This window comes from Bauldia sp. (assembly GCA_037200845.1).
Lineage (GTDB): Bacteria > Pseudomonadota > Alphaproteobacteria > Rhizobiales > Kaistiaceae > DASZQY01.
Genome location: JBBCGQ010000001.1, coordinates 2,406,254 through 2,427,502 on the forward strand (window position 1 = coordinate 2,406,254; position 21,249 = coordinate 2,427,502).

19 protein-coding genes are annotated in these 21,249 nt (G+C 68.3%); 10 read left to right on the forward strand and 9 right to left on the reverse strand.

Annotation, left to right across the window (positions count from 1 at the left end):
- Positions 1-59 precede the first annotated feature (59 nt).
- From dksA to WDM94_11985, 5 genes are all read left to right on the forward strand, one after another.
- A complete protein-coding gene (gene dksA / locus WDM94_11965; protein MEJ0013313.1) occupies positions 60-476 on the forward strand; it encodes an RNA polymerase-binding protein DksA in 417 nt (138 codons plus the stop codon).
- A 159-nt stretch (positions 477-635) separates the two neighbouring features.
- Entirely contained in the window at positions 636-1,172 is a 537-nt protein-coding gene (locus tag WDM94_11970) for an SH3 domain-containing protein (protein MEJ0013314.1), read from the forward strand.
- 66 nt (positions 1,173-1,238) lie between these two features.
- Complete coding sequence (locus tag WDM94_11975) at positions 1,239-1,757, forward strand: histidine phosphatase family protein (GenBank protein ID MEJ0013315.1); 519 nt, start codon at positions 1,239-1,241, stop codon at positions 1,755-1,757.
- Positions 1,758-1,800: 43 nt separating this feature from the next.
- Positions 1,801-3,246 (forward strand): YcjX family protein, encoded by a 1,446-nt coding sequence (locus tag WDM94_11980; GenBank protein ID MEJ0013316.1) that lies wholly within the window; start codon positions 1,801-1,803, stop codon positions 3,244-3,246.
- Positions 3,243-4,229, forward strand: coding sequence for a TIGR01620 family protein (locus WDM94_11985; protein ID MEJ0013317.1), 987 nt, complete (start codon positions 3,243-3,245; stop codon positions 4,227-4,229). Before WDM94_11980 ends, WDM94_11985 begins: the two co-directional genes overlap by 4 nt.
- A gap of 135 nt (positions 4,230-4,364) precedes the next feature.
- On the opposite strand, the gene WDM94_11990 is transcribed toward WDM94_11985, so the two are convergent.
- Positions 4,365-5,030 (reverse strand): O-methyltransferase, encoded by a 666-nt coding sequence (locus tag WDM94_11990; protein MEJ0013318.1) that lies wholly within the window; start codon positions 5,028-5,030, stop codon positions 4,365-4,367.
- A gap of 193 nt (positions 5,031-5,223) precedes the next feature.
- Here WDM94_11990 and WDM94_11995 point away from each other — a divergent pair, with 193 nt between their 5' ends.
- The gene (locus WDM94_11995) at positions 5,224-5,838 is read left to right on the forward strand and encodes a L,D-transpeptidase (GenBank protein ID MEJ0013319.1); all 615 of its coding nucleotides are present in this window, start codon (positions 5,224-5,226) and stop codon (positions 5,836-5,838) included.
- A 208-nt stretch (positions 5,839-6,046) separates the two neighbouring features.
- Here the strand turns inward: WDM94_11995 and WDM94_12000 are convergent, their stop codons facing one another.
- Positions 6,047-6,562 carry a cupin domain-containing protein gene (locus WDM94_12000; GenBank protein ID MEJ0013320.1) on the reverse strand — a complete coding sequence of 172 codons (516 nt, stop codon included), beginning with the start codon at positions 6,560-6,562 and terminating at the stop codon, positions 6,047-6,049.
- A gap of 68 nt (positions 6,563-6,630) precedes the next feature.
- On the opposite strand from WDM94_12000, the gene WDM94_12005 reads away from it, so the two are divergent.
- Together WDM94_12005 and WDM94_12010 are read left to right on the forward strand one after the other, a co-directional pair.
- On the forward strand, positions 6,631-8,925 hold the full coding sequence (locus WDM94_12005) for an MMPL family transporter (protein MEJ0013321.1): 2,295 nt from the start codon (positions 6,631-6,633) through the stop codon (positions 8,923-8,925).
- Complete coding sequence (locus WDM94_12010; protein ID MEJ0013322.1) at positions 8,922-9,428, forward strand: hypothetical protein; 507 nt, start codon at positions 8,922-8,924, stop codon at positions 9,426-9,428. Before WDM94_12005 ends, WDM94_12010 begins: the two co-directional genes overlap by 4 nt.
- Here the strand turns inward: WDM94_12010 and WDM94_12015 are convergent.
- Entirely contained in the window at positions 9,425-10,066 is a 642-nt protein-coding gene (locus WDM94_12015; protein ID MEJ0013323.1) for a lactate utilization protein, read from the reverse strand. The two genes, WDM94_12010 and WDM94_12015, sit on opposite strands and share 4 nt — an antisense overlap.
- A gap of 168 nt (positions 10,067-10,234) precedes the next feature.
- On the opposite strand from WDM94_12015, the gene WDM94_12020 reads away from it, so the two are divergent.
- A complete protein-coding gene (locus WDM94_12020; protein ID MEJ0013324.1) occupies positions 10,235-10,537 on the forward strand; it encodes a helix-turn-helix domain-containing protein in 303 nt (100 codons plus the stop codon).
- Positions 10,538-10,759: 222 nt separating this feature from the next.
- On the opposite strand, the gene WDM94_12025 is transcribed toward WDM94_12020, so the two are convergent.
- From WDM94_12025 to WDM94_12035, 3 genes are all read right to left on the reverse strand, one after another.
- Positions 10,760-11,788, reverse strand: a complete 1,029-nt coding sequence (locus tag WDM94_12025) for an NAD(P)/FAD-dependent oxidoreductase (protein MEJ0013325.1) — start codon at positions 11,786-11,788, stop codon at positions 10,760-10,762.
- A gap of 115 nt (positions 11,789-11,903) precedes the next feature.
- On the reverse strand, positions 11,904-12,224 hold the full coding sequence (locus WDM94_12030) for a 2Fe-2S iron-sulfur cluster-binding protein (GenBank protein ID MEJ0013326.1): 321 nt from the start codon (positions 12,222-12,224) through the stop codon (positions 11,904-11,906).
- Positions 12,225-12,297: 73 nt separating this feature from the next.
- On the reverse strand, positions 12,298-12,615 hold the full coding sequence (locus tag WDM94_12035; protein ID MEJ0013327.1) for an Hpt domain-containing protein: 318 nt from the start codon (positions 12,613-12,615) through the stop codon (positions 12,298-12,300).
- A 672-nt stretch (positions 12,616-13,287) separates the two neighbouring features.
- On the opposite strand from WDM94_12035, the gene WDM94_12040 reads away from it, so the two are divergent.
- Positions 13,288-18,039 (forward strand): hypothetical protein, encoded by a 4,752-nt coding sequence (locus WDM94_12040; GenBank protein MEJ0013328.1) that lies wholly within the window; start codon positions 13,288-13,290, stop codon positions 18,037-18,039.
- 55 nt (positions 18,040-18,094) lie between these two features.
- On the opposite strand, the gene WDM94_12045 is transcribed toward WDM94_12040, so the two are convergent.
- The 3 genes from WDM94_12045 to WDM94_12055 are packed head-to-tail and all read right to left on the reverse strand — an operon-like array spanning position 18,095 to position 21,243.
- Entirely contained in the window at positions 18,095-19,282 is a 1,188-nt protein-coding gene (locus tag WDM94_12045) for an MFS transporter (protein MEJ0013329.1), read from the reverse strand.
- Between the two features lie 54 nt (positions 19,283-19,336).
- A complete protein-coding gene (locus WDM94_12050; protein ID MEJ0013330.1) occupies positions 19,337-20,254 on the reverse strand; it encodes an esterase in 918 nt (305 codons plus the stop codon).
- The gene (locus WDM94_12055; GenBank protein ID MEJ0013331.1) at positions 20,251-21,243 is read right to left on the reverse strand and encodes a threonine/serine dehydratase; all 993 of its coding nucleotides are present in this window, start codon (positions 21,241-21,243) and stop codon (positions 20,251-20,253) included. Before WDM94_12055 ends, WDM94_12050 begins: the two co-directional genes overlap by 4 nt.
- Between the last annotated feature and the right edge of the window lie 6 nt (positions 21,244-21,249).

Here is a 21,249-nt window from a genome sequence, read left to right on the forward strand (position 1 = left end):
CCGGACCCCATCGCTATATTCCGCGCCGAATTGATAGCCGAGTCAGGGGTCTAGCCTTCATGCCCAATACGCGCCTGCAGGAATATCGGCCGACCGAAAAAGAGCCGTTCATGAGTGATCGGCAGCGCGAGTACTTCCGCGTCAAGCTGCTCACCTGGAAGGAAGACATCCTGCGCGAGGCGAAGGAAACGCTGCAGCACCTCCAGGACGAGAGCACCAACCACTCCGATTTCGCCGACCGCGCCTCCTCCGAGACCGACCGCGCCATCGAGCTGCGCGCCCGCGACCGCCAGCGCAAGCTGATCTCCAAGATCGACGCAGCGCTGCAGCGCATCGACGACGGCACGTACGGCTACTGCGAGGAAACCGGCGAGCCGATCAGCCTCAAGCGGCTGGATGCGCGTCCGATCGCAACGCTGTCGATCGAGGCGCAGGAGCGTCACGAGCGCCGCGAGCGCGTCTATCGGGACGAATAGACGAACAAAAGCCGGATTCCCGGGTTGTGACGGCTGTCACTGCCTGTCATGCGCGCCGTCTATATTTGTTTGCCAACGATTGGTTCGCGGCTTGCGGGCAGCGCTTGGGGCGCTAAGCATTCCGCACGGCCGTCCGGCCCCTTTGGAGGAGACTTGGACATGAAGACTCTGTTCACCACGCTCGCCGCCGCGACGATGGCGATGGCCATTGCCGGCAGCGCCTACGCCAAGGACTGCAACGCCGTGGCGCAGGCCGCGGTCGATGCCCAGACCCATCCGGTCGGTTCGATGGCGCTCGGCTGCGCCGTCGGTGCGGGCCTTGGCTCGCTCTTCTCGAACGGCCAGGCCGGCGCGATCGCCGGTGGCTGTGTCGCCGGCGGCGCCGGCGGCGCCATCCTGTCGGCCGAGAAGCGCACCCAGATCTACAACGCCGCCTACGCCCAGTGCGCCGGCAGCGGCCCGGCGCCGACGCCGGTCGCCTACTCGACCTTCCCGCCGCCGAGCACCTCGGCCAACACGCCGTACGCGACGCAGGTCAACGTCCGCATCGGGCCCGGCAAGGACTATCCGGTCCAGGAACAGCTCCCCGCCAACACGACCGTGTCGGTCGCCGTCTGCGCCTCGACCGGCTGGTGCCAGGTCGGCGGCTACAAGGGTCCGGGCTGGGTGTCGCAGTCGCTGCTCACCTTCAACTAGCCCGACGAAGATCATGCGCACGCCCGCGGGAGACATCTCGCGGGCGTGTTTCATTTGGGGCGGAGCGTGAAACATCTTCTGCTTCTTCGTCACGCCAAGACCGTGCCGGCTGAGCGCGGCATGGCCGACCGCGACCGCCCGCTCACCGCCCGCGGCCACCGCGACGCCCGCCTGATGGGCACCGCGATCGCCGAGGGCGGCATTCCCGACCTGATCCTCTGCTCGCCGTCGCGCCGCACCCGCGAGACGCTGGAGGGAATCGTCGAGACGCTGGCGAGCGAGCCGAAGATCACCTTCGTCGACCGCCTCTACGACGGGCGTGACGCGACCTACGACGACGTCATCGCCACGCACGGCGGCGGCGCGGCGCGCCTGCTCGTGATCGCGCACAATCCGACCATCCACGCCACTGCGGTGGCGCTGTCCGTCAAGGGCGACAGGAAACTCCGTGCCGCGATGGCGGCGAAGTTTCCGACCTCCGCCCTGGCGGTGATCGCCATCGACACGCCGGACTGGCACGTGGAGCCGGGCGAGCTGGTCGATTTCCGCCGGCCCAAGGATCTGGGCGGCGAGGCCGACGACTAGGGCGGCACTGGCGCCCCACCCTGCGCTCGCATACATGGGGAAGATGCAGCTAACCACGCTGACCGACGAAACCCGCCTGGTTCTGGCCAATATCGGCGACCGCGCCTTCGGTTTTGTCACCCCGACCGTGCGCCTCGGCGTCACCGGCCTCGCCCGCGCCGGCAAGACCGTGTTCATCACCGCGCTGATCCACAACCTGATTCACGGCGGCCGCCTGCCGCTGTTCAAGTCGTACGCCGCCGGCCGCGTCGCCGGCGCCAGGCTGCAGCCGCAGCCGGACGACGACGTGCCGCGCTTCGACTACGAGCGGCACGTGAAGTCGCTGGTCGAGGACCGCATCTGGCCGGAATCGACCCGGCAGATCTCCGAGGTGCGTCTCACCGTCCGCTACGAGTCGGCGTCGTTCTTCTCGCGCACCATCGGCAGCGGCAAGCTCAATCTCGACATCGTCGATTATCCCGGCGAGTGGCTGCTCGACCTGCCGCTGCTGCGCAAGAGTTACGCCGAGTGGTCGCAGAGCGCGATCGCCAAAGCCGGCCTCGCCGGCCATCGTGGACACGCCGCGCCCTGGCTCGCGCGACTCGCGACGCTGTCGCCGACCACGAAGGAAGACGAGGGGCAGGCGCGGGAACTGGCGACGCTGTTCACCGCGTATCTCCGCGGCACGCGCACCGCCGACGGCGCGCTGTCGACCGAGCCGCCCGGCCGCTTCCTCATGCCGGGCGATCTCGACAACTCGCCGGCCCTCACCTTCGCGCCGATGAACGTCACCGACGACGGCGCGCCGGGCACGCTCGCCCGCATGATGGCGCGGCGCTACGAGGCCTATAAGGCGATCGTCGTGCGGCCCTTCTTCCGCGATCACTTCGCCCGCCTCGACCGGCAGATCGTGCTCGCCGACGTTCTGTCCGCGCTGAACGCCGGCCCGGCTGCGGTGGCCGAACTGGAGACGGCGCTGACCGAAGTGCTGTCGGCGTTCCGCCTCGGCCGCTCGGGCTGGTTCGGCGGCATCGTCAACCGCAACATCGACCGCATCCTGTTCGCCGCCACCAAGGCCGATCACCTGCACCACGGCGACCACGACCGGCTGGAGACGATCCTCGGCCGGCTCGTCTCCCGCGCCGTCGAGCGCGCCAAATACGCGCGCGCCAAGGTCGAGGTGCTGGCGCTGGCCTCCGTGCGCGCCACCCGCGAGGCAAGCGTCACCAGCGCCGGAGAGACGCTGCCCTCGATCATCGGCACGCCGCTGCCCGGCGAAGCCGTCGACGGCCGCACCTTCGACGGCAACAGCGAGGTCGCGATCTTCCCGGGCGACCTGCCCAAGAACACCGACGTGCTGTTCAAGCCCGACGCCGCGCCAACCGACGTCCGCTTCGTCCGCTTCCGCCCGCCGAAGCTCGAGCGTACCGCCGAGGGCCTGACGCTCTCGCTCCCGCATATCCGTCTCGACCGCGCGCTGGAATTCCTGCTCGGAGACAAGCTCGCATGACGCGCCGCCCGACATCGTTCAACCTCGACGAGGTGCGCTTCGAGGCGGAGGATCTCTACCCCGGCGCCGAGGCCGAGGAGAACGCCGCGCTGGAAAAGGGCCTCGCCGTCGCGGTCGCGCCGCTCAAGCCGCGCCGCTGGCTTAACGTATTCTTCGCCGCGGCCGGCGGCTTGATCGCGCTGGCGATCGGCATCGGCATCGACAACCTCGTCCGCAGTTTGTTCGAGCGGAACGATATTCTCGGCTACCTCGCTCTCGCCCTCACCGCCGTCGCCGTCATCGCCCTCATAGCTCTGGCCTGGCGCGAGATCGCGGCGCTGCTGCGTCTGCGCCGCGTCCATCACATCCACGCCCGCGCGGTCGAAGCCGCGGCCAATGACGACCGCGACGCCGCAGTGCTCGTCATCCGCGAGATCGACGCGCTCTACCGCCGCCGCCCCGAGACGGCGCGCGGCCGCGCCAAATTGGCCACCAACCGCGGCGAGATCATCGACGGCCGCGACCTGATCGGCCTCGCAGAGACGGAACTGCTGCTGCCCTTCGACGAGTCGGCCCGGCGCATGGTGCTGGCCTCGGCGAAGCGCGTGACGCTGGTCACCGCCATCTCGCCGCGCGCCCTGATCGACCTGCTGTTCGTCGGCTCCGAGATCCTGCGCCTCATCCGCCGCCTCGCCGTGCTCTACGGCGGCCGGCCGGGGACGATCGGCTTCCTGCGCCTGGCGCGCGAGACCATCGGCCACCTCGCCGTCACCGGCGGCATCGCCGCGGGCGACTCGCTGGTCCAGCAGATCGTCGGCCACGGTGTCGCCGCGCGCCTGTCGGCAAGGCTCGGCGAGGGCGTCATCAACGGGCTGCTCACCGCCCGCGTCGGCATCGCGGCGATTGAGGTGTGCCGTCCCCTGCCCTTCGTCGTCGGCACGCCGCCGCGCATCGCCGACGTCATGGCGGCGCTGAGGCCGCTCGCCGGCGACAAGAGTGACTAGCTCGCAGGGCGCCGTCGGTCCTCCCCCGCAAAGCGGGGGAGGGGGACCGCCGAAGGCGGTGGCGGGGGGCACCCCCTCAGTCGGCTTCGCCGACAGCTCCCCCGTAAACGGGGGAGCACCGACCGTGATGTGCCTTCAGATCACGACGCTGATGGTGAAGCCGTCGTAGCCTTTGACGCCGACGGTCTGCACCGCCGTCGTTATCACGCGCTTCTCCCCCTTGAGACGCTCGACCAGCTTGTGGACGCCTTTGACCGACGCGTCGGTGCTTTTCGGATCGGCGACCGCGCCGCCGCGCACGACGTTGTCGATGATGATGAGGCTGCCCTTGCGCGTCAGCTTCATCGCCCAATCGAAATAGTCCGCGTTGCTCGGCTTGTCGGCATCGATGAAGACCAGATCGAACGGCTGTGGCTTCTCGGCGGCGAGCTTGGGCAGCAGGTCGGTGCCGCGGCCGAGCCGTAGCTCGATCTTGTCGGCCAGCCCCGCCCGCTCGAAATTCGCCCGCGCCACGTCGGCGTGCTTCTTCTCCACCTCGAGCGTGATCAGCTTGCCGCCCTTGGGCAGCGCCCGCGCCAGCCAGATCGAGGAGTATCCGCCGAGCGTGCCGACCTCGAGGACGCGCTCGGCGTTGACCGAGCGGGCGAAGATGTTGAGCAGCATCCCCTGGTTCGGCGCGACCGCGATCTCCGGCAGCCCGCCGTCGCTGCTCGCCTTGAGCACGGCCTCCAGCACCGGATCCTTGCCGAGCAGCGCGCCCTCGAAGTAGGCGTCGACCGCATCCCAACGCTTGTCGTCCATCGTTCCTGCCTCCCTTTATGTGCCAGCCGGCGATTGTCGCCCCATCCGCGACCCACGGCCATCCTGGAACCTACCGTTGCATCGTGACAACAGTTGCGACAAATCGGCCAGACACATCCAGCAACATGTTGTCCACAGGCCGCTGCTTGGGGCATGTCAACGGGCGGGAGCGACAAGCCGCACGGGATTTGGCATGCGCAAGATAATGTTGGCCGCGATGGCGGCAGCGGCCCTGGTGATGGGCGTAGCGTCGGCGAACGCCAAGATCATTACCCAGTACGATGCCCAGACGGGGAAGATCACCACGATCGACACCGACTGGCAGTACCTGGCGCCGGCCGGGCACAATTACTCGCCGATTCCGCGCGAGACCGTCAGCTACGACGGCCCCTACGGCCCGAACACGATCGTCGTCAACACGACCGAGCGCCGGCTCTATTACGTCATGGAGAACGGCCAGGCGATCAAGTACGGCATCGGCGTCGGCCGCGAAGGCTTCACCTGGCAGGGCACCGACCGCGTATCGCGCAAGGCCGAGTGGCCGGGCTGGACGCCGCCGGCGGTGATGATCGCCCGCGAGGCCGCCAAGGGCCGCAAGCTGCCCGCCTACATGAAGGGCGGCATCGGCAACCCGCTCGGCGCCCGCGCGCTTTACATCGGCGGTCGCATCTATCGCATTCACGGCACGGCGGAACCCTGGACCATCGGACAGGCGGTTTCCTCGGGCTGCATCCGGCTCGTCAACGACGACGTCATCGATCTTTACGATCGCGTGGCGGTGGGGACCAAGGTCGTCGTTCTGAATTGAGGGGCGTACCCTCGGGGCACGAAGGGGCCGGCGGGTAACCGCTGGCCCTTTTGGATTCTGGGATGGCACTTCGAAGGCTGGAGCGTGCTCAACACTCCGCTTCCCCCGCAAAGGCGGGGGCCCAGGAGGTAGTTTGGTGCACTAAGCTCGCGGCAAGTACCTGCCGTCCCACCTGGACCCCCGCCTTTGCGGGGGAAGCGGCGTGTGACTACCGCCAGAGTTCGTGCAATCCGCCACTGGCGCCCGTGACCGGATCGGTCGCCGGCCGCGCCACCTGAACGATGCGGGCGCGGATGCGCGCCGTGTCCTCCGCGCCTTCGCGGAAAAGATCGCGATCCGTCCCCGCCGGATTGGCGCCCAGCGCATACGCGCCGACGACGAGAAAATCGTTTGACGACGACACGCGCTTGTGGCCGACGCCCGCCGGGATCAGCACCGCGTCGCCGGGCTTCACCTGCACCATCCGGCCGTTCGCCTCGCCGCCGAAGCGGAGTTCCGCCGTGCCGGCCGCGACGCCCAGCGCCTCGTGCACGTTCGAATGATAGTGGTGGAACGGATAGACCGTGTAGCGCCAGCCGTCGCCCCAGTTGTTGGCACGGAACAGCGCCTCGAAGGCCGCCGCGGTATCGGCGGTCGGCGCGAGCGCACCCGCGTAGAGGATCAGCGGCAGCCGGTTGTTCGGGATGTCGCCATCGTCGGCGAAGAAGTGCGGCTCGGCTTTCATCAGCGGAAGTTTGACAGCCCTCCGCCGCACGGTCAAAACGGTGGGCGGTGTAGTCGTTCCGGTCCTTCATGCGGTCTATCGGTTTCGGTCTGGAGCGTATCGCGTGGCCCGCCCTTCGCTGGCCGCTGGCAACGGCCATCGTATTCGCGGCGATTCTGGCGGTCGCCGTCTTCGGCGTGACGCGGCTCGCCTTCGACGAGGACCTCCGCAATACCTTCGCCAGCGACTCGGTCGGCTTCCGCACCTACGTCGAGACGACCAGCGAATTCGTCGATCCCGAGAACGAGACCATCGTCCTGATCGAGGGCGATCACCTCGGAGACCCGGCCACGTTCCAGAAGCTGCAGGACCTGCAGTTCGAATTGCAGGTGGCCGACGGCGTCGATGGCGTGTATTCGCCCTTCGCGCTCCGCGCCCCGCCCGACGCTGACGGCAACGCGCCACCGCTGGTCGGCGACCCCGGCGCCGGCCTGACACCGGAGCTCGCCGCCGCGATCCGCGCCAACCCGCTGATGGGATCGAAGCTGCTGTCCGCCGACGGCAAGGCGATGGCGTTCTTCGTCACCCCGGCCGAGCCGAAGGCGCCGCTGGCCGTCTCCCGCGTCTTGAACGGCACCATCGAGAAGACCGCCGCCGATGTCCTCGGCCCCGACAGCGGCGTGACGGTCACCGTCACCGGCTACCCGGCGATCCGCATCGCCATCGTCGATATCCTGAAGCGCGACCAGATCGTGCTGAACGGCATCGGCGCCATCATCGGCCTTGCCATCAGCCTGGTCGCCTTCCGCTCGCTCGTCGGCGCGCTGATGACCGCGGTGCCGTCGATCCTGTCGGCCGGCATCGTGCTGGGCGGCATGGGCCTGTTCGGCGCCAAGGTGACGGTGATGTCCAACGTCATCCCGGCGCTGGTGATGATCCTCGGCTACGCCGACGGCATGCACCTCAGCCACGCCTGGCGGAAGCACCGCGACGAGGGCAAGACGCCGCTGGAAGCCGAGTGGCTGGCGCAGAAGGAAGTCGGCGCCGCGTGCATGCTGACCGCGCTCACCGTCGCCGGTGCCTTCGCCTCGCTGGCTCTGACCGACATCGGCCTGGTGCGGAGCTTTGCCTGGACCGGCGCGGTCGCGATGCTGGTCGCCTGCCCGATCATGCTGGTCGGCCACGCCCTGGCGGCGCTCGCCCTCGGCCGGTTCTGGAAGGTGAACCGCGGCACCGCCCTCGATATCCTCACCCGCTCGGAGGGACCGAGCGAGGCGCTCGGCCGCTTCGTCGTGCGCCATGCGCGCGGCCTCGGCGTGATCTCGGGCGTGCTGCTCGTCGTCTGCGGCGCGCTCTACTGGATGGTGCCGCCCGAGCATTCGGTGCGCGAGCACCTGCCGACGAACAATGTCGCGAACGCCGCTCTTGGCCGCTACGACGACAAATTCGACGGCGCCTTCCCGCTGGAGGCCGTCGTGCCGGCGACGCCCGGCGTCGGCGCCACCGCACCGGCACAGTTGCTGCGTATCAAGGCCGTGCACGAGGCGCTCGCCGCGGTGCCGGGCGCCAGCGCGCCGCTGTCGCTGTGGAGTCTGGTCCAGTGGGTGGGCGGCGGCGCCGACGAGGCGACCAGCGATAAGCTCGACGCGATCCTCGACCAGCTTTCGCCGCAGGCGCGCAGCCGCCTGATCGGCAGCACGACGCGCGCCGCGCTCGTCTCCGCCAACGTCCGCGAAATGCCGGCGCGGCAGTTGACGCCGCTCATCGCCAACGCCGAGGCCGCCGTGAAGGCCGCCGGCGGGCCGGACGTCGTGCTCACCGGCGTCATGGCGGTCACCAACGCCGAGGCCTCGCGCACCATCGCCAACCTCAACTGGAGCCTGGCGACGGCCGTCTTCGGCGACGTCTTCCTGCTGGTCATCGCCTTCCGCAATATCCCGATCGGCATCGTCTCGTCGCTGGCCAACACGCTGCCGCTATTCGCCACCGGCGCCCTGCTCTATCTGACCGGGCGCGGCATGCAGTTCACCGCCGTGATCGCGCTGACCGTCGCCTTCGGCATCGCCGTGGACGACACGATCCACTACATCAACCGGCTTCTCGTGCTGCACGGCCCCGAGGTGCCGCTCCGCCGGCGGATCGTCGAGACGTCGCGCGACGTCGGGCCGGTGCTGATCGGCACCACCATCGTCATCCTCGCCGGCCTGTCGACGACTTTCGCCAGCGGCCTGCCGACGATCACGCTGTTCGGCGTCATCGCCGGCATCACGCTGGTCGTCGCCATGACCGGGGACCTGATCGTCATGCCGGCGTTGATGTACGGGTTCGCCCGCCGCTGGTTCGAGCGGCCGGGAACGGAAAGCGCGGAGACGGAAAAAGAATGAGAGCGATACTCGCCGCCGCGCTGATCTCGCTGATGCCCGCCGCGGCGCTCGCCGCCGACGATGCGCTGCTGGCCAAGCTGGTCGGCGAATGGACCGGCCGCGGCATGATCGTGGTGAAGCCCGGCAGCGACCCGGAACGCGTCTTCTGCAAGCTCACCAACACGCTCAAGGATGACGGCAAGACGCTGGACCAGAAGGGCCGCTGCTCGCTGGCCTCGTCGTCCGGCCGCATCGACGGCGAGATCAGGGCCGACGGCGGCGGCAAATATTCCGGCACGCTGGCGAGCCTCGCCTCGCGCGGGCCGGCGTCGCTGGCCGGCACTGGCAACGCGTCGCGGCTCGATCTCAACGCGTCGTTCATCGATACGCTGACCGGCCAGCCCGATACCTCGGTCAATACGATCGAGGTCCTTCCCGGCGGCTACAGACTTTCCACCGTCAGGAAGGACCCCAGGACCGGAGCCAGCTACGCCTCGAGCACGATCACCTTCTCGGCCGACTAGAAGCCGAGGTGCTCGCGGATCAGGATCAACGTCAGGCGGCCGGGCCGCTCGCCGTGGATCGTCAGCACCTTGAGGATTGCGCTGTTGAAGCCATAGGCCGCGAGCGCACGCTCGTTCTCGAGCGGGAACACGTGCTCCTTCAGGCGCTGCTGCGCCTCCTCGATGTCCTTGACGATCTTGTGCGTGCCGACGACCCAGATCACCTTGCCGGCGGCGTAGGTGTACTGGCCGAGCTGGCTGCCGCTGGCCGATGCAATCAGCAGCGAGCCGTCCTCGGTGACGGCGGCGACGCTGCCCAGCGAATAGTCGGGCGCGGCGGCCAGCTTGCGCTGCTCGCGCTTCTTGTTGGGATCGCCGTAGATCGCCATCAGCTTGGGCTTCAGCGCGTCGTACTTGCCCGACTCGTTGATGGCCGCGGCAATGCCGGTCTCGTCGAGCGTCTTGGAGGCGTTGGTCATCACCTCGGCGCCCTCGGGGATCAGCTCGAGGACCTTGGCCTTGGCTTCGGCGGCACTGTCGACGACGAAAACCTCGATGCCGGCCTTCTCCAGCGCCGCCTTGGCGTTGGCAATGCTGGTCTCGTCGGCGAGGGCGATGTGGCGGGGATCGGGGACAAAGGCTTGTGTGACGGCGTTCATGGCATGGCTCCTAGAGTGCTTGAAACTATCGGTTAGATAATTAGATATAGCACTATAGAAAATCAAGTACTCGCGGAATCGCTCCGCCTGTGATAGGTAGCCGCCATGCCACGCAACCCGCCCGCCGCCGACAATTCTGCTTGTCCGTCGCGACATCTCCACGCAGGGGTGAGCCTGCTCCAGGAGAAGTGGGTGCTGCTGATCGTGAAGGTGCTTCTGTCCGGCCCGCAGGGCTTCAACGACATGGCCCGCAACACCGGCGACGTGAACTCAACCACGTTGGCCCAGCGCCTGGCGCGGCTCGAGAAGGCCGGCATCGTCAAGAAGACGGTGCAGTCAGTGATGCCGCCGAAGACCAGCTACGAGCTGACCGAGTCGGGCTTCGCGCTCCGCCCGACGATCGACGCGATCGAGTCGTGGGCGGAGAAATACGGGCTGGCCTGCGAGGCAGAGAAGTCGGACGCGGCGTAAGACTGCTGTCACCTACGCGCAGGCGTCATCCCCGCGCATGCGGGGATCCAGTACACGCCGACAGGACAATGTTTACTGGGTCCCCGCCTTCGCGGGGACGACGGCGGGTGTCAGATCACCTTCTCACGCGTCACCCCGGCGAAGGCCGGGGTCCAGCGCAACCGCCTCGGCTTGCGCAGACGACTGCGCTGGATTCCGGCTTTCGCCGGAATGACGGAAAGGTCAGATCACCCCAAGCTTCTTTTGCAAGCTCGACGACGAGGTCGTGTACTGGAACACGACGCGCTTGTCGGGGAACACGCGGTGGACCGCGGCCTGCGCCATCAGCGCCGCCTCGTGGAAGCCGCAGAGGATCAGCTTCAGCTTGCCCGGATAGGTGTTGATGTCGCCGATGGCGAAGATGCCGGGCTCCGACGTCTCGAACTTCGCCGTATCGACCGGGATCAGATTCTCCTCGAGATTGATCCCCCAGTTGGCGACCGGCCCGAGCTTCATCGTCAGCCCAAAGAACGGCAGGATGCGCGTCGCCTCGTGATGGACCTCGGCGCCGTCCTTGTCCTTGACGACGGCGTGCGTCACCTGCCCGGCCTCGCCCTTGAGGCCGCTCACCTGGCCGAGCGCCAGCTTCACTTTGCCGGCTTCGACCAGCTCGCGCATCTTGCGCACGCTGTCGGGCGCCGCGCGGAAATCGTCGCGCCGGTGCAGCAGCGTCAGCGACTTCGCCAACGGCTGCAGGTTCAGCGTCCAGTCGAGCGCCGAGTCGCCGCCGCCGACGATCAGCACGTCGTGGCCGCGGAAATCTTCCATGCGCCGCACGGCATAGTGGACCGAGGTGCCCTCGTATTCCTCGATGCCTGGCACCGGCGGCCGCTTCGGCTGGAACGATCCGCCGCCCGCCGCGATCACCACGACCTTGCCGAGGAACGTCGTACCGGCATCGGTCGTCATGCGGAAGCGGCCGTCAGCCTCGCGCGCCAGCGACTCGATCATCTGGCCGAGATGGAAGCTCGGGTTGAACGGCTTGATCTGCTCGAGCAGCTTCTCGATCAGCCCCTCGCCGGTGATGATCGGGTAGCCGGGAATGTCGTAGATCGGCTTCTCGGGATAGAGCTCGGCGCACTGCCCGCCCGGCTTGTCGAGGATGTCGACCAGCGCGCATTTGATGTCGAGCAGGCCGAGCTCGAAGACGGCGAAGAGGCCGACCGGGCCGGCACCGACGATGATGACGTCGGTCTCGACCAGGCCGCCGATGGGGGAAGCGTCGTTCATTCCAGCCATACCTTCAGAAGCGTGATTTCGCGCGACAGTTATCCGCTCGCGCCCGTGATTCAAAGGAAGATTGTTGCGGGGCTGAGCGGTGCCGGAGTTAGCCTTGCCGCTCCGGCACGGTGACGACCAGCCCGTCGAGCGCGTCACGGACGCGGATCTGGCACGACAGGCGCGAGTTCGGCCGCACGTCGAAGGCGAAGTCGAGCATGTCTTCTTCCATCGGCTCGGGCGGGCCGACGATCTCCTTGAAGGCTTCATCGACGTAGACGTGGCAGGTGGCGCAGGCGCAGGCGCCGCCGCATTCCGCCTCGATGCCGGGCACGCCGTTGCGGATGGCGTTCTCCATCACCGTCGATCCGTTCTCCGCTTCCACTTCGTGGCGCGTGCCGGTCGTGTCGATGTAGGTGATCTTGGCCATCGGGCGGATGCAGTTCCGGCGGGAATTCGGGCGGCTCTATAGGCGATTCCGCCCTACCCTGCCAGTGCAGCGGTCACCGGGATAGGTATGCGGCGATGAACTGGTTGGCGGCGGCGAGCGCGGCTTCCAGATTGGAAAGATTCTGGTCGCCGGCCTCAACCGCGGCCGCGGCGGTCGCCACCGCCCCGGCGCCGATAGCGCGGGCCGAGCCGAGGATCAGGTGCGCCGCCTCGCGCCGCTCCGTCCCGGTGGCCCTGGCGAGGCGGGCAAAGTCGGCCGGGGAGCCCTCCAGGAACATGCGCAGCACGTCGCGGCCGAGCGCCTCGTTGCCGCCCGTCTGGCGCGCCAGATGTGCAAGATCGACAGGAGGATGGGCGGTGGTCGCTTCCATGGGCGCTGGATTAGCCGTTCCGTCAGTGTCTCCGGCCAGCAACGGGCCGGGATTCTTAAGATATCGTTAACGGCAAAAACCTCGGCAATCCCGGGTTGTGCGCGCCTCCGGCCGGTTTGCTGTCGCGGCTAAGTACGGCCTTCCCGGCGTCGATGCTGCAGCGCAGTCGGACGCTTCGCCGGCCCTCAACGCCCCTCATCCGCCGATTTGCGAGGATTTTCGTCAAAACCGCCGATGTTTCGGACCACGGCGCGCGAGTTTTCCACCGCCCAGTTCGTAGCCATCACACCCCGCGAGGGGTACCCTTCGGCGTCACTCAAACTGCACGCAACCGCCCGCCGCCATTCGCCAGTTACGCGCGCGCGTTCGCTTCCGTGTCGAGCCGTCACCGGCATGTTCTTGAACCTGTTTACGGTCTTAGCGGTGAACGCTCGAAGATTCCGGGTTCCTCTGCCATGAATGTGCCACTAGGATGATTTAGCGGCATGGGTGGAGGCCACCCGGACTGGTCAGTTTTACCAGTCTTTGCGCGGCGTGCGCCGCGGGAGGGGGAAAGTTTGTGCGGAGCGTCCGCACGCCTCGATCTCGCGACGTTCGCTTGCGCTATTGCCGGGCGTTGATCTGCCCGGCAGGCCCGATGTGGTTTTGAGTTCGGCGCGAGGCGGATTGTAAATGGCAACTACCCCGAGAACCAAGAACCCCAACGACGCCGCCCTCTCGGCGGTCGAAGAGGCGCTCAGGCTCGACTATACGCCCGAGGACGGCGCGCCCGCTCCCGACACAAGTGACGATGGCCGCCGGGATCGCGCGGCCCGCACCAGCGCCAACGAACCCCGCACCACCGCCAGCCAGCGCCGTCCAGAGCAGCCGCGCGTCCCCGCGCCGCCGCGCCGTGGCGATGCCGCCGCGCCGCAGCCGCCGCGCCCGCGTGACGAGCCGCGCCGCGCCGCGGAGGAACCGCGCCGCGATCCGCCGCCGCGCACTTTCGCCGAGGGCCCGAACGAGGCGCCGGCGCCTGTAAACCCGGTCCGCGCCCGCGCCGCCGAGCAGCGCCGCAGCCGCTTCGCCGCAAACGACGACCGCCGCACGGTCGCCGGCCCGATGCGCCGCCCCTCGCGCCTCATCTATCCGGCCGCGATGGTGCTCTCCGCCGCCTGGGCAATCTTCGTCGTCGTCTACGCAATGTCGACCGGCGGCCTCACCGGCGAAGGCGGCGACATCGTCACCAATCCGCGCTTCCTCAACGTCGCACTGTTCCTCTTCGTCCCGATCGGCTTCGTCTGGGCCATCGCCTCGACCATGTGGCGGACGCAGGAACTGCGCTACGTCGCCCGCTCCGTCTCCGACATGGCGATCCGCCTGTCCGAGCCGGAAAACATGGCGACCGACGCCGTCATCAACGTCAGCCAGGCGGTGCGCCGCGAAGTCGCCGCCGTCGGCGACGGCATCGAGCGCGCGCTCGCCCGCGCCTCGGAACTGGAACTCCTCGTCCACAACGAAGTCGCGGCGCTGGAACGCTCGTACTCCGACAACGAAACGCGCATGCGCGCGCTCATCGACGACCTCGCCGGCCAGCGCGAGGCGATCGTCATCAACTCCGAGCGCGTTCGCACCTCGATCGTCTCGGCGCAGGAAGCCCTGTCGAAGGACCTCCGCATCGCGTCGGAATCTATTTCCGACAACGTCACCACCGCCGGCAACCGCATCACTGCGGCGCTCACCGACCGCGGCGAACAGATCACCGCCGCGCTCGGCACCGCCGGCGAAGCGATGGTCGACCAGCTCTCCGCCCGTGGCGAGGACCTCGTCTCGCGCCTGGCCGACACCGTCAGCGACGTCGCCGTCTCGCTCGCGCAGACCGGCGCGGAAGTCACCGACGCGCTGCTCGCCCGTTCGTCCGAGATCAACGAGACGCTGTCGTCGACCGGCCGCGCCATGGCCGACACGATCAGCGAGCGCGGCCAGGAGGTGAACGACACCCTCTCCTCCGTCGGCGCCGAACTCATCGCCGGCTTCGAAGGCCGCACCGAGGACATCACGAAATCGATCAGCGAAACCGGCAACATGGCCGCCGCGACGATTTCCAAGCATGTCACCGAGGTGAACGAGGCGTTGAAGTCGAACGCCGACTCCCTTCTTGTCGACCTCGCGCTCCGCGGCCAGGAAATCGCCGACAAGCTCGACGAGACCGGCACGCGCATCGCCGAGACGATCACCAACCGCGGCGGCGAGCTCGCCGACCGCCTGTCGCGCACCGGCGACCGCATCTTTGAATCGATCGCGGTCAACGGCACCGAACTGAACGAGCGCCTCGCCTCGACCGGCGAAGCCATGGCCAACCTGATCGAGACGCGCACCAACGGCCTGCGCGAGGCGATCAACTCGGCCACCACCTCGGTCTACGACTCCTTCGACGAGCGCAGCGCCGAGCTGACGCAGCGCCTCGCCTCCGTCGGCGGCGAAGTCGCCAAGGCGATTGCCGTCCGCGGCATGAAGATCAACGAGACGATCATCGCCTCGGGCAACGAGATCGCCGAGACGGTCGCCTCGCGCGCCGGCGCCATCCACGAGCGCATCGTGGACAGCGGCACGCGCATCGCCGACCGCATCATCGACCAGGGCAACACCATCCACGAGCGCATCGTGGAGTCCGGCTCGCAGATCGCCAACGAGATCGAGTCGCGCGGCGCCTCCATCCACGAGCGCATCCTGTCGTCGTCGCGCGAGATCGCGGATTCGATCGAAGGCCGCGGCACCGCCATCTACGACTCGATCGTCGAGGCGACGCAGCACATCGGCGACGCCATCGAAAGCCGCGGCACGTCGATCCACCAGAAGATCCTCGCCTCCGGCCGCGATGTCGCCAACGCCATCGAAAGCCGCGGCGTCACGATCCACGAGAAGATCATCACCTCGGGCACCGAAGTCGCCGATGCCATCGACCAGAAGGGCCAGGCGATCCACGGCAAGGTCGTCGAAGCCGGTACCAAGTTCGGCGACATCATCCAGCGCCGCAGCCAGGAACTGGGCGACGTGCTGGAGAACCGCTTCGCCAAGATTTCGGAACTGGTCAGCGAGCGCGGCCCGGAACTGATCACCTCGCTTTCCGAGCAGGCGCACTCGATGGAGACCGCCCTGCAGAGCAAGCTGTCGCAGTTCGGCGACGGCATCCGCCTCAAGATCGAGGACGTCTCCGAGGCGCTGGAATCGAACGCCCACCGCATCGCCGAGGCGCTCGACCACCGCTCGCGCCAGATCAACCAGACGCTCATCGAGCGCACCCGCGAGATCGCCGAGACGTTCACCTCGGGCCAGACCGAGTTCGCGGCGCTCATCGACGATCGCCTGATCGAGGTCGGCGGCAGCCTGACCTCGCGCATCGAGACGCTCGCCGAGACGCTGACCGAGCGCGCCAACTCGATCACCGACTCGCTTGCCGCGCGCAGCGAAGACGTGGCCCTCACCATCCGTGAGACCGTCACCGACGTCACGCAGCGCCTGACCAACGAATCGAACGAGGCGACCCGCTCGATCCGCTCGTCGGCCGCCGAAGCCTCGACCATCCTCGGCCGCGCCATCAACGAGATCGAGGGCATGTTCGGCGCCCGCGCCAACGCGGTCACCGAGGCGCTGGAAGTGCGCACCCGCGACTTCAACGAGGTGCTCGGCGCGCGCTCCGGCGAGCTGGCCGCGCTGCTGGACGGCCGCTCCAACGCGCTGCTCTACACGCTCAACAATACCGGCGCGCAGGTCGTCGAGATGGTGGCGACGCGCAGCGAGGAAGCCGCGCGCACGCTCATGGCGAGCGGCCAGCAGGTCGCCAACACCTTCGTGTCGACCAACAACACGCTGAAGACCGAAGTTGCCGACATCTCGACCCGACTCAAGCAGTCGAACGACGTGCTGAACGCGCTGCTCGGCTCGACCTCCGACAACCTCGCCAAGATCGAGACGCAGCTCGCCACCCGCTCGACCGAGTTCAAGGCCGCCATCGGCCACGCGGTCGAGGCGACACAGCTTTCCACCAACGAGCTCGGCGGCCAGGTCGGCAAGCTCCGCGACGTCTCGCGCGAGATCATCGAGGGCGTCGGCAGCGTCGTGAAGCGGTTCGAGGAGCAGAGCACCTCTCTCGGCGCCGCGACCCGCAACCTCGCCGACGTCAACCGCCAGATCCAGACCACCGTCGAGGAGCGCCGCCCGCAGCTCGAGCAGCTCACCGCCGGCCTCAAGTCGCGCAGCGAGGAACTCGACGGCCTGATGAAGTCGTTCACCCGCATCATCGCCGAGACGCTGAAGACCGCCGAGGAGCGCGCCACCGCCGTCAGCCGCATGCTGACGGAGAACACGGCGACCGCCACCAAGGGCGTCATCGACAACTTCGAGACGATGAACCGCACCGCCGGCACCGAAAGCCGCAAGGCCGCGGACGCGGTGCGCGAGTCGAACAAGGCCATGATCACCGACATGGGCCAGGCGATGACCGAGCTGTCGCGCCGCTTCGCCGAAGCCTCGCGCGAGATGCGCCAGGCGACGCAGGACCTGCAGCGAGACCTGTCGGTCACCCGCGAGGAACTGCGCCGCGGCGTGCTCGAACTGCCCGAGGAGGCCCGCGAGGGTGCCGAGGCCATGCGCCGCGTCGTCGGCGACCAGATCAAGGCGCTCAGCGAGCTGTCCGAGATCATCAATCGGCACGGCAAGAATTTCGACCTGTCGAGCCCGGCGCTGGGCGAGCCGCGCATCCGCCTCGAGGCGACCGCGGTCGCCGTAGAGCCGGTGCAACTGGCGCCGACCGTCGCCGAGCCGGCCGCGGCGCGCTACACCGCCGAACCCCGCCGCGGCGGCGGCAACGGCAATGGCAACGGTGCCGCGGCTCCGCAGCCGGTCCCGGTGGCGAAGTCGCCGGCCCGCTCGGTGCCGCGCCAGGCTCCCGCCGCGCTCCGCACGGCTACGGCCAGCGACGAGGCCGGCGAAGGCTGGGTCTCCGACCTGCTGCGCCGCGCCTCGACCGACGACGAGGCCCCTGCTCCGACAATCGAACGTCCGCAGACCGCCGTGGTCCCGGCCGAAGCCAACGGCTCCGCCGCGCCGGCGGGCCTCGGCGCCATCTCGGCCGACATCGCCCGCGCCATCGACCACGACGCCGCGGTCGAGCTCTGGGCCCGTCACAGCAAGGGCGAGAAGAACCTGTTCACCCGCCGGCTCTACACGCTGTCGGGCCAGCAGACCTTCGACGAGATCCGCAAGAAGTATCAGCGCGACGGCGACTTCCGCGCCGCGGTCGACCGCTACGTCTCGGATTTCGAGAAGCTGCTCGCCGAGGTGACCAAGTCGGGCAAGGACCGCGCCGCCGGCGGCGCGTACCTGACCTCCGACACGGGCAAGGTCTACACGATGCTCGCCCACGCCTCGGGCCGCTTCGACTAACCGTCGACGCACGAGTTTCGAGCGGGCGCCTTCGGGCGCCCGTTTTCGTTTGGCGCTACTGCACGCGCCGGCGCACGGCAAGCAGCGTCAGGAACGACAGCCCCGCCACCGGCGCCATGACGAAAAATCCGTCGATGCCGAGCGCATGGTAGATCGGTCCGGCGAGCGAGGTCGCCACCGCCATCGACACGCCGGTGACCATGGCGAAGATGCCCTGCGCCGACGCCGTCATCTTCTCCGGAATCATGCGCGCGATGGTCTGCTGCGCGCCGAGGTACGTGGCGCCGAAGGTCAACCCGTGCAGCGCCATCGTGAAGGCGAAGCCGGCGAAGCCCAACGGCGGCATCAGCGGGAAAAGGATCCAGCGCACGACCGTGGCGCCGGCGCCGATGAGCAGCAGATTGTGCGCACCGAAGCGTTTCACCAGCGGCCGCGCGAAGGCGAACACCGAGATTTCGCACACCAGGCTGAACGCCCAGAACGCGCCGATCTGGAACGACGAATAGCCGAGCGCGTGCCACTCGATGCTGCCGAAGGAATAGAGGATGGCGTGGCTGCCCTGCACGACGCCGACGGCGATGAGGATGGCGAGGAACGCGCGGTTGCCGAGCACCTCGCGCGACGAGCGCACGTCGGGCTTGGCCGCGTCGTCCTCGGCCCGCACCGCCGGCGGTGTCCGCGGCAGCACGAACGAGATGCCGGCGGCGAAGAACAGCGCGATGAGCAGGAAGAAATAGATGTCGTCGGCGACGAAGATGCCGAGCAGCGCGCCGCTCGCAAGGTTCGCCACGATGAAGGCGACCGAGCCGCCCATGCGCATGCGCCCATAGTCGAGGCCGAAGCGGCGGACGCCGGTGAGCGCCAGCGCCTCGACCGGCGGCAGCGCCATGCCGAAAATGGTGAAGGCGATGCCGGTGGTGATGAGCAGCGACCAGAAGTCGTGCGCCGGATAGGCAAGCAGAAAGAGGAACGCCGCCGGCACCGTGAAGCTGATGGTGGCGAAGCGCCGGCTCGGCGCCCGGTCGGCGTAGAGCCCGGAGAGCGGCGTCAGGAACACGCGGATCAGTTGCGGCAGCGCGATCACCTGCGCGATCTCGATCTCGGAGAGGCCGCGCGCCTGCAGCCACACCGGGAAGAACGGCGTCGAGATGCCGCCGAAGATGAAATAGCCGGCGTAGAAGATCCACATCCGCAGCACGTAGTGCGACGGCGCCGCGGTAACGGCGTTGGGCTCGGTTGTCATCTGTCGGGGCCGGCGAGAATCGTGTGGGCGGCGAGGAAACTAGCTCCAGCCACCCTAGCGGGCAAACGCCCGGAAAGGATTATCGCGGGTAATGGTCGCGATCGTGCCGGCATCGACGCCGGAGGCGGCAAGCTTCGGCAGGAAGACATCGTGCAGGTAGGTGTACGGCTTCGGCGTGCCGCCCTTGGGCAGCGCCGGGTCGTACCAGCCGCGATCATGGCTGAGCAGAAGCTGACGCCCAAAGCCGGCATCGAGCACGCGATGGATATTCTCGATGTAGCTCTCGTCCGAGCCGTGCACGCCGATCCAGTCGTACTCGATGAAGGCGCCGCGCTTCGCGACGGCCAAGTGCATCGCCGGGTCGGGCTCCGCTTGCGTATGGATCGAGATGAAGCGCGACGCTGAATGGCCGGCCTTCTCGATGATGTCGAGTTGGTCCATCACGACCCGGCCCTTGATCGTATGGCTGCCGATTGCGGCGTTGGTCTTCACCGCCGCGCGGGCCGCGGCGCGGAGAATCTTGGCCTCGACCGGCGTGATGCCATCGTCGCCGGCGCTGACCTTGATCCAGGCCGCCTTCACGCCGGAATTCTCGATGCCCTCGGTGAGCTCGGCCAGCATCCAGTCGGCGAGCCTGTCCTCCGACCACTCGTGCCCGAACGGCGGCACCCAGGGCTCGCGGTAAATCCCGGTCGGCACCACAATCGGAAAGTTGGTCGCCTGCGAGACGGCGAGGTCCATGTCAGCGCGCCGCCCGACGCCGACGGTGGAGCATTCGACCAGCGCGGTGTAGCCGAGTTTCTTGATCCGCTCGATCTCCGGCGCCATCAGCGCCACGACGTCGGCGGCCTCCGCCTCGCCGTAGCCCGGCTTGTCCCAGGTGCGCAGATCCACGAACACGTGCTCGTGCGGCAGCATCGCGCCAAGCTGATCGGCGCGCAGCGGCCCGAGCGTGGTGATCAGTTCCGTCATGGATTCTCCGCCAGCGCCAGCGCCCGCGCCAGCACGGGCGGATCGATATTGCCGCCGGAGAGGACAACGACGACCGTCGCGCCGCGCGCCATCGCCGCCTTGCCCGATAGCAGCGCGGCGAGGCCGACGGCGCCGCCGGGCTCCACCACCAGCTTCAATTCGCGGAACGCGAAGGCGACTGCGGCCAGCGCCTCGGCATCGCTGACCGACACGGCGGTAGCGCTGTTGGCGCGGTTGAGGGCAAAGCCGATATCGCCCGGCGACACGGCGAGCAGTGCGTCGCAGACCGAGCCCGCGGTCGCCGCGTTGGCGACGATGCGATCCTCGGCGAGCGAGCGGCGGTAGTCGTCGAAGCCGTCCGGCTCGACCAGCACGGGCTCGATCGACGGATAAGCATGACGCAGCGCCAGGCCGACACCGGACGACAATCCGCCGCCGCCACACGGCACGAGCACCGCATCCGGCACGACGCCACGCGCCGCGCAATCTTCCGCGACCTCGAGGCCGATGGTTCCCTGCCCGGCGATGACGTGAAAATCGTTGTAGGGATGCACCAGCGTGCCGCCGTGTTTCGCGATCAAGGCCGCGACGACAGTGTCGCGATTCTCCGTCCGCCGGTCGTAGGTGACGACGCGCCCGCCGCTCCGCTCCGTCCGTTCCCGCTTGATGGCAGGCGCATCCGCCGGCATGACGATGATCGACGCCGCCCCGAACAGACGCGCCGCCTCGGCGACGCCCTGCGCATGGTTGCCCGACGACACCGCGACGATGCCCGCCGCGCGCACCTCGTGGGTCAGCGCCGCAATCGCATTGTAGGCGCCGCGGAATTTGAACGTGCCGGTGCGCTGGAGATTCTCCGGCTTGATCAGCACGCGCGCGCCGGTCACCTCGTCGAGGTACGCGCTGGAAAGAAGCGGCGTCCGCACTGCGTGGCCGGCGATACGCTTCGCCGCGGCACGGACGTCGTCGATGGTCGGAACCTGCACCATGCCGGC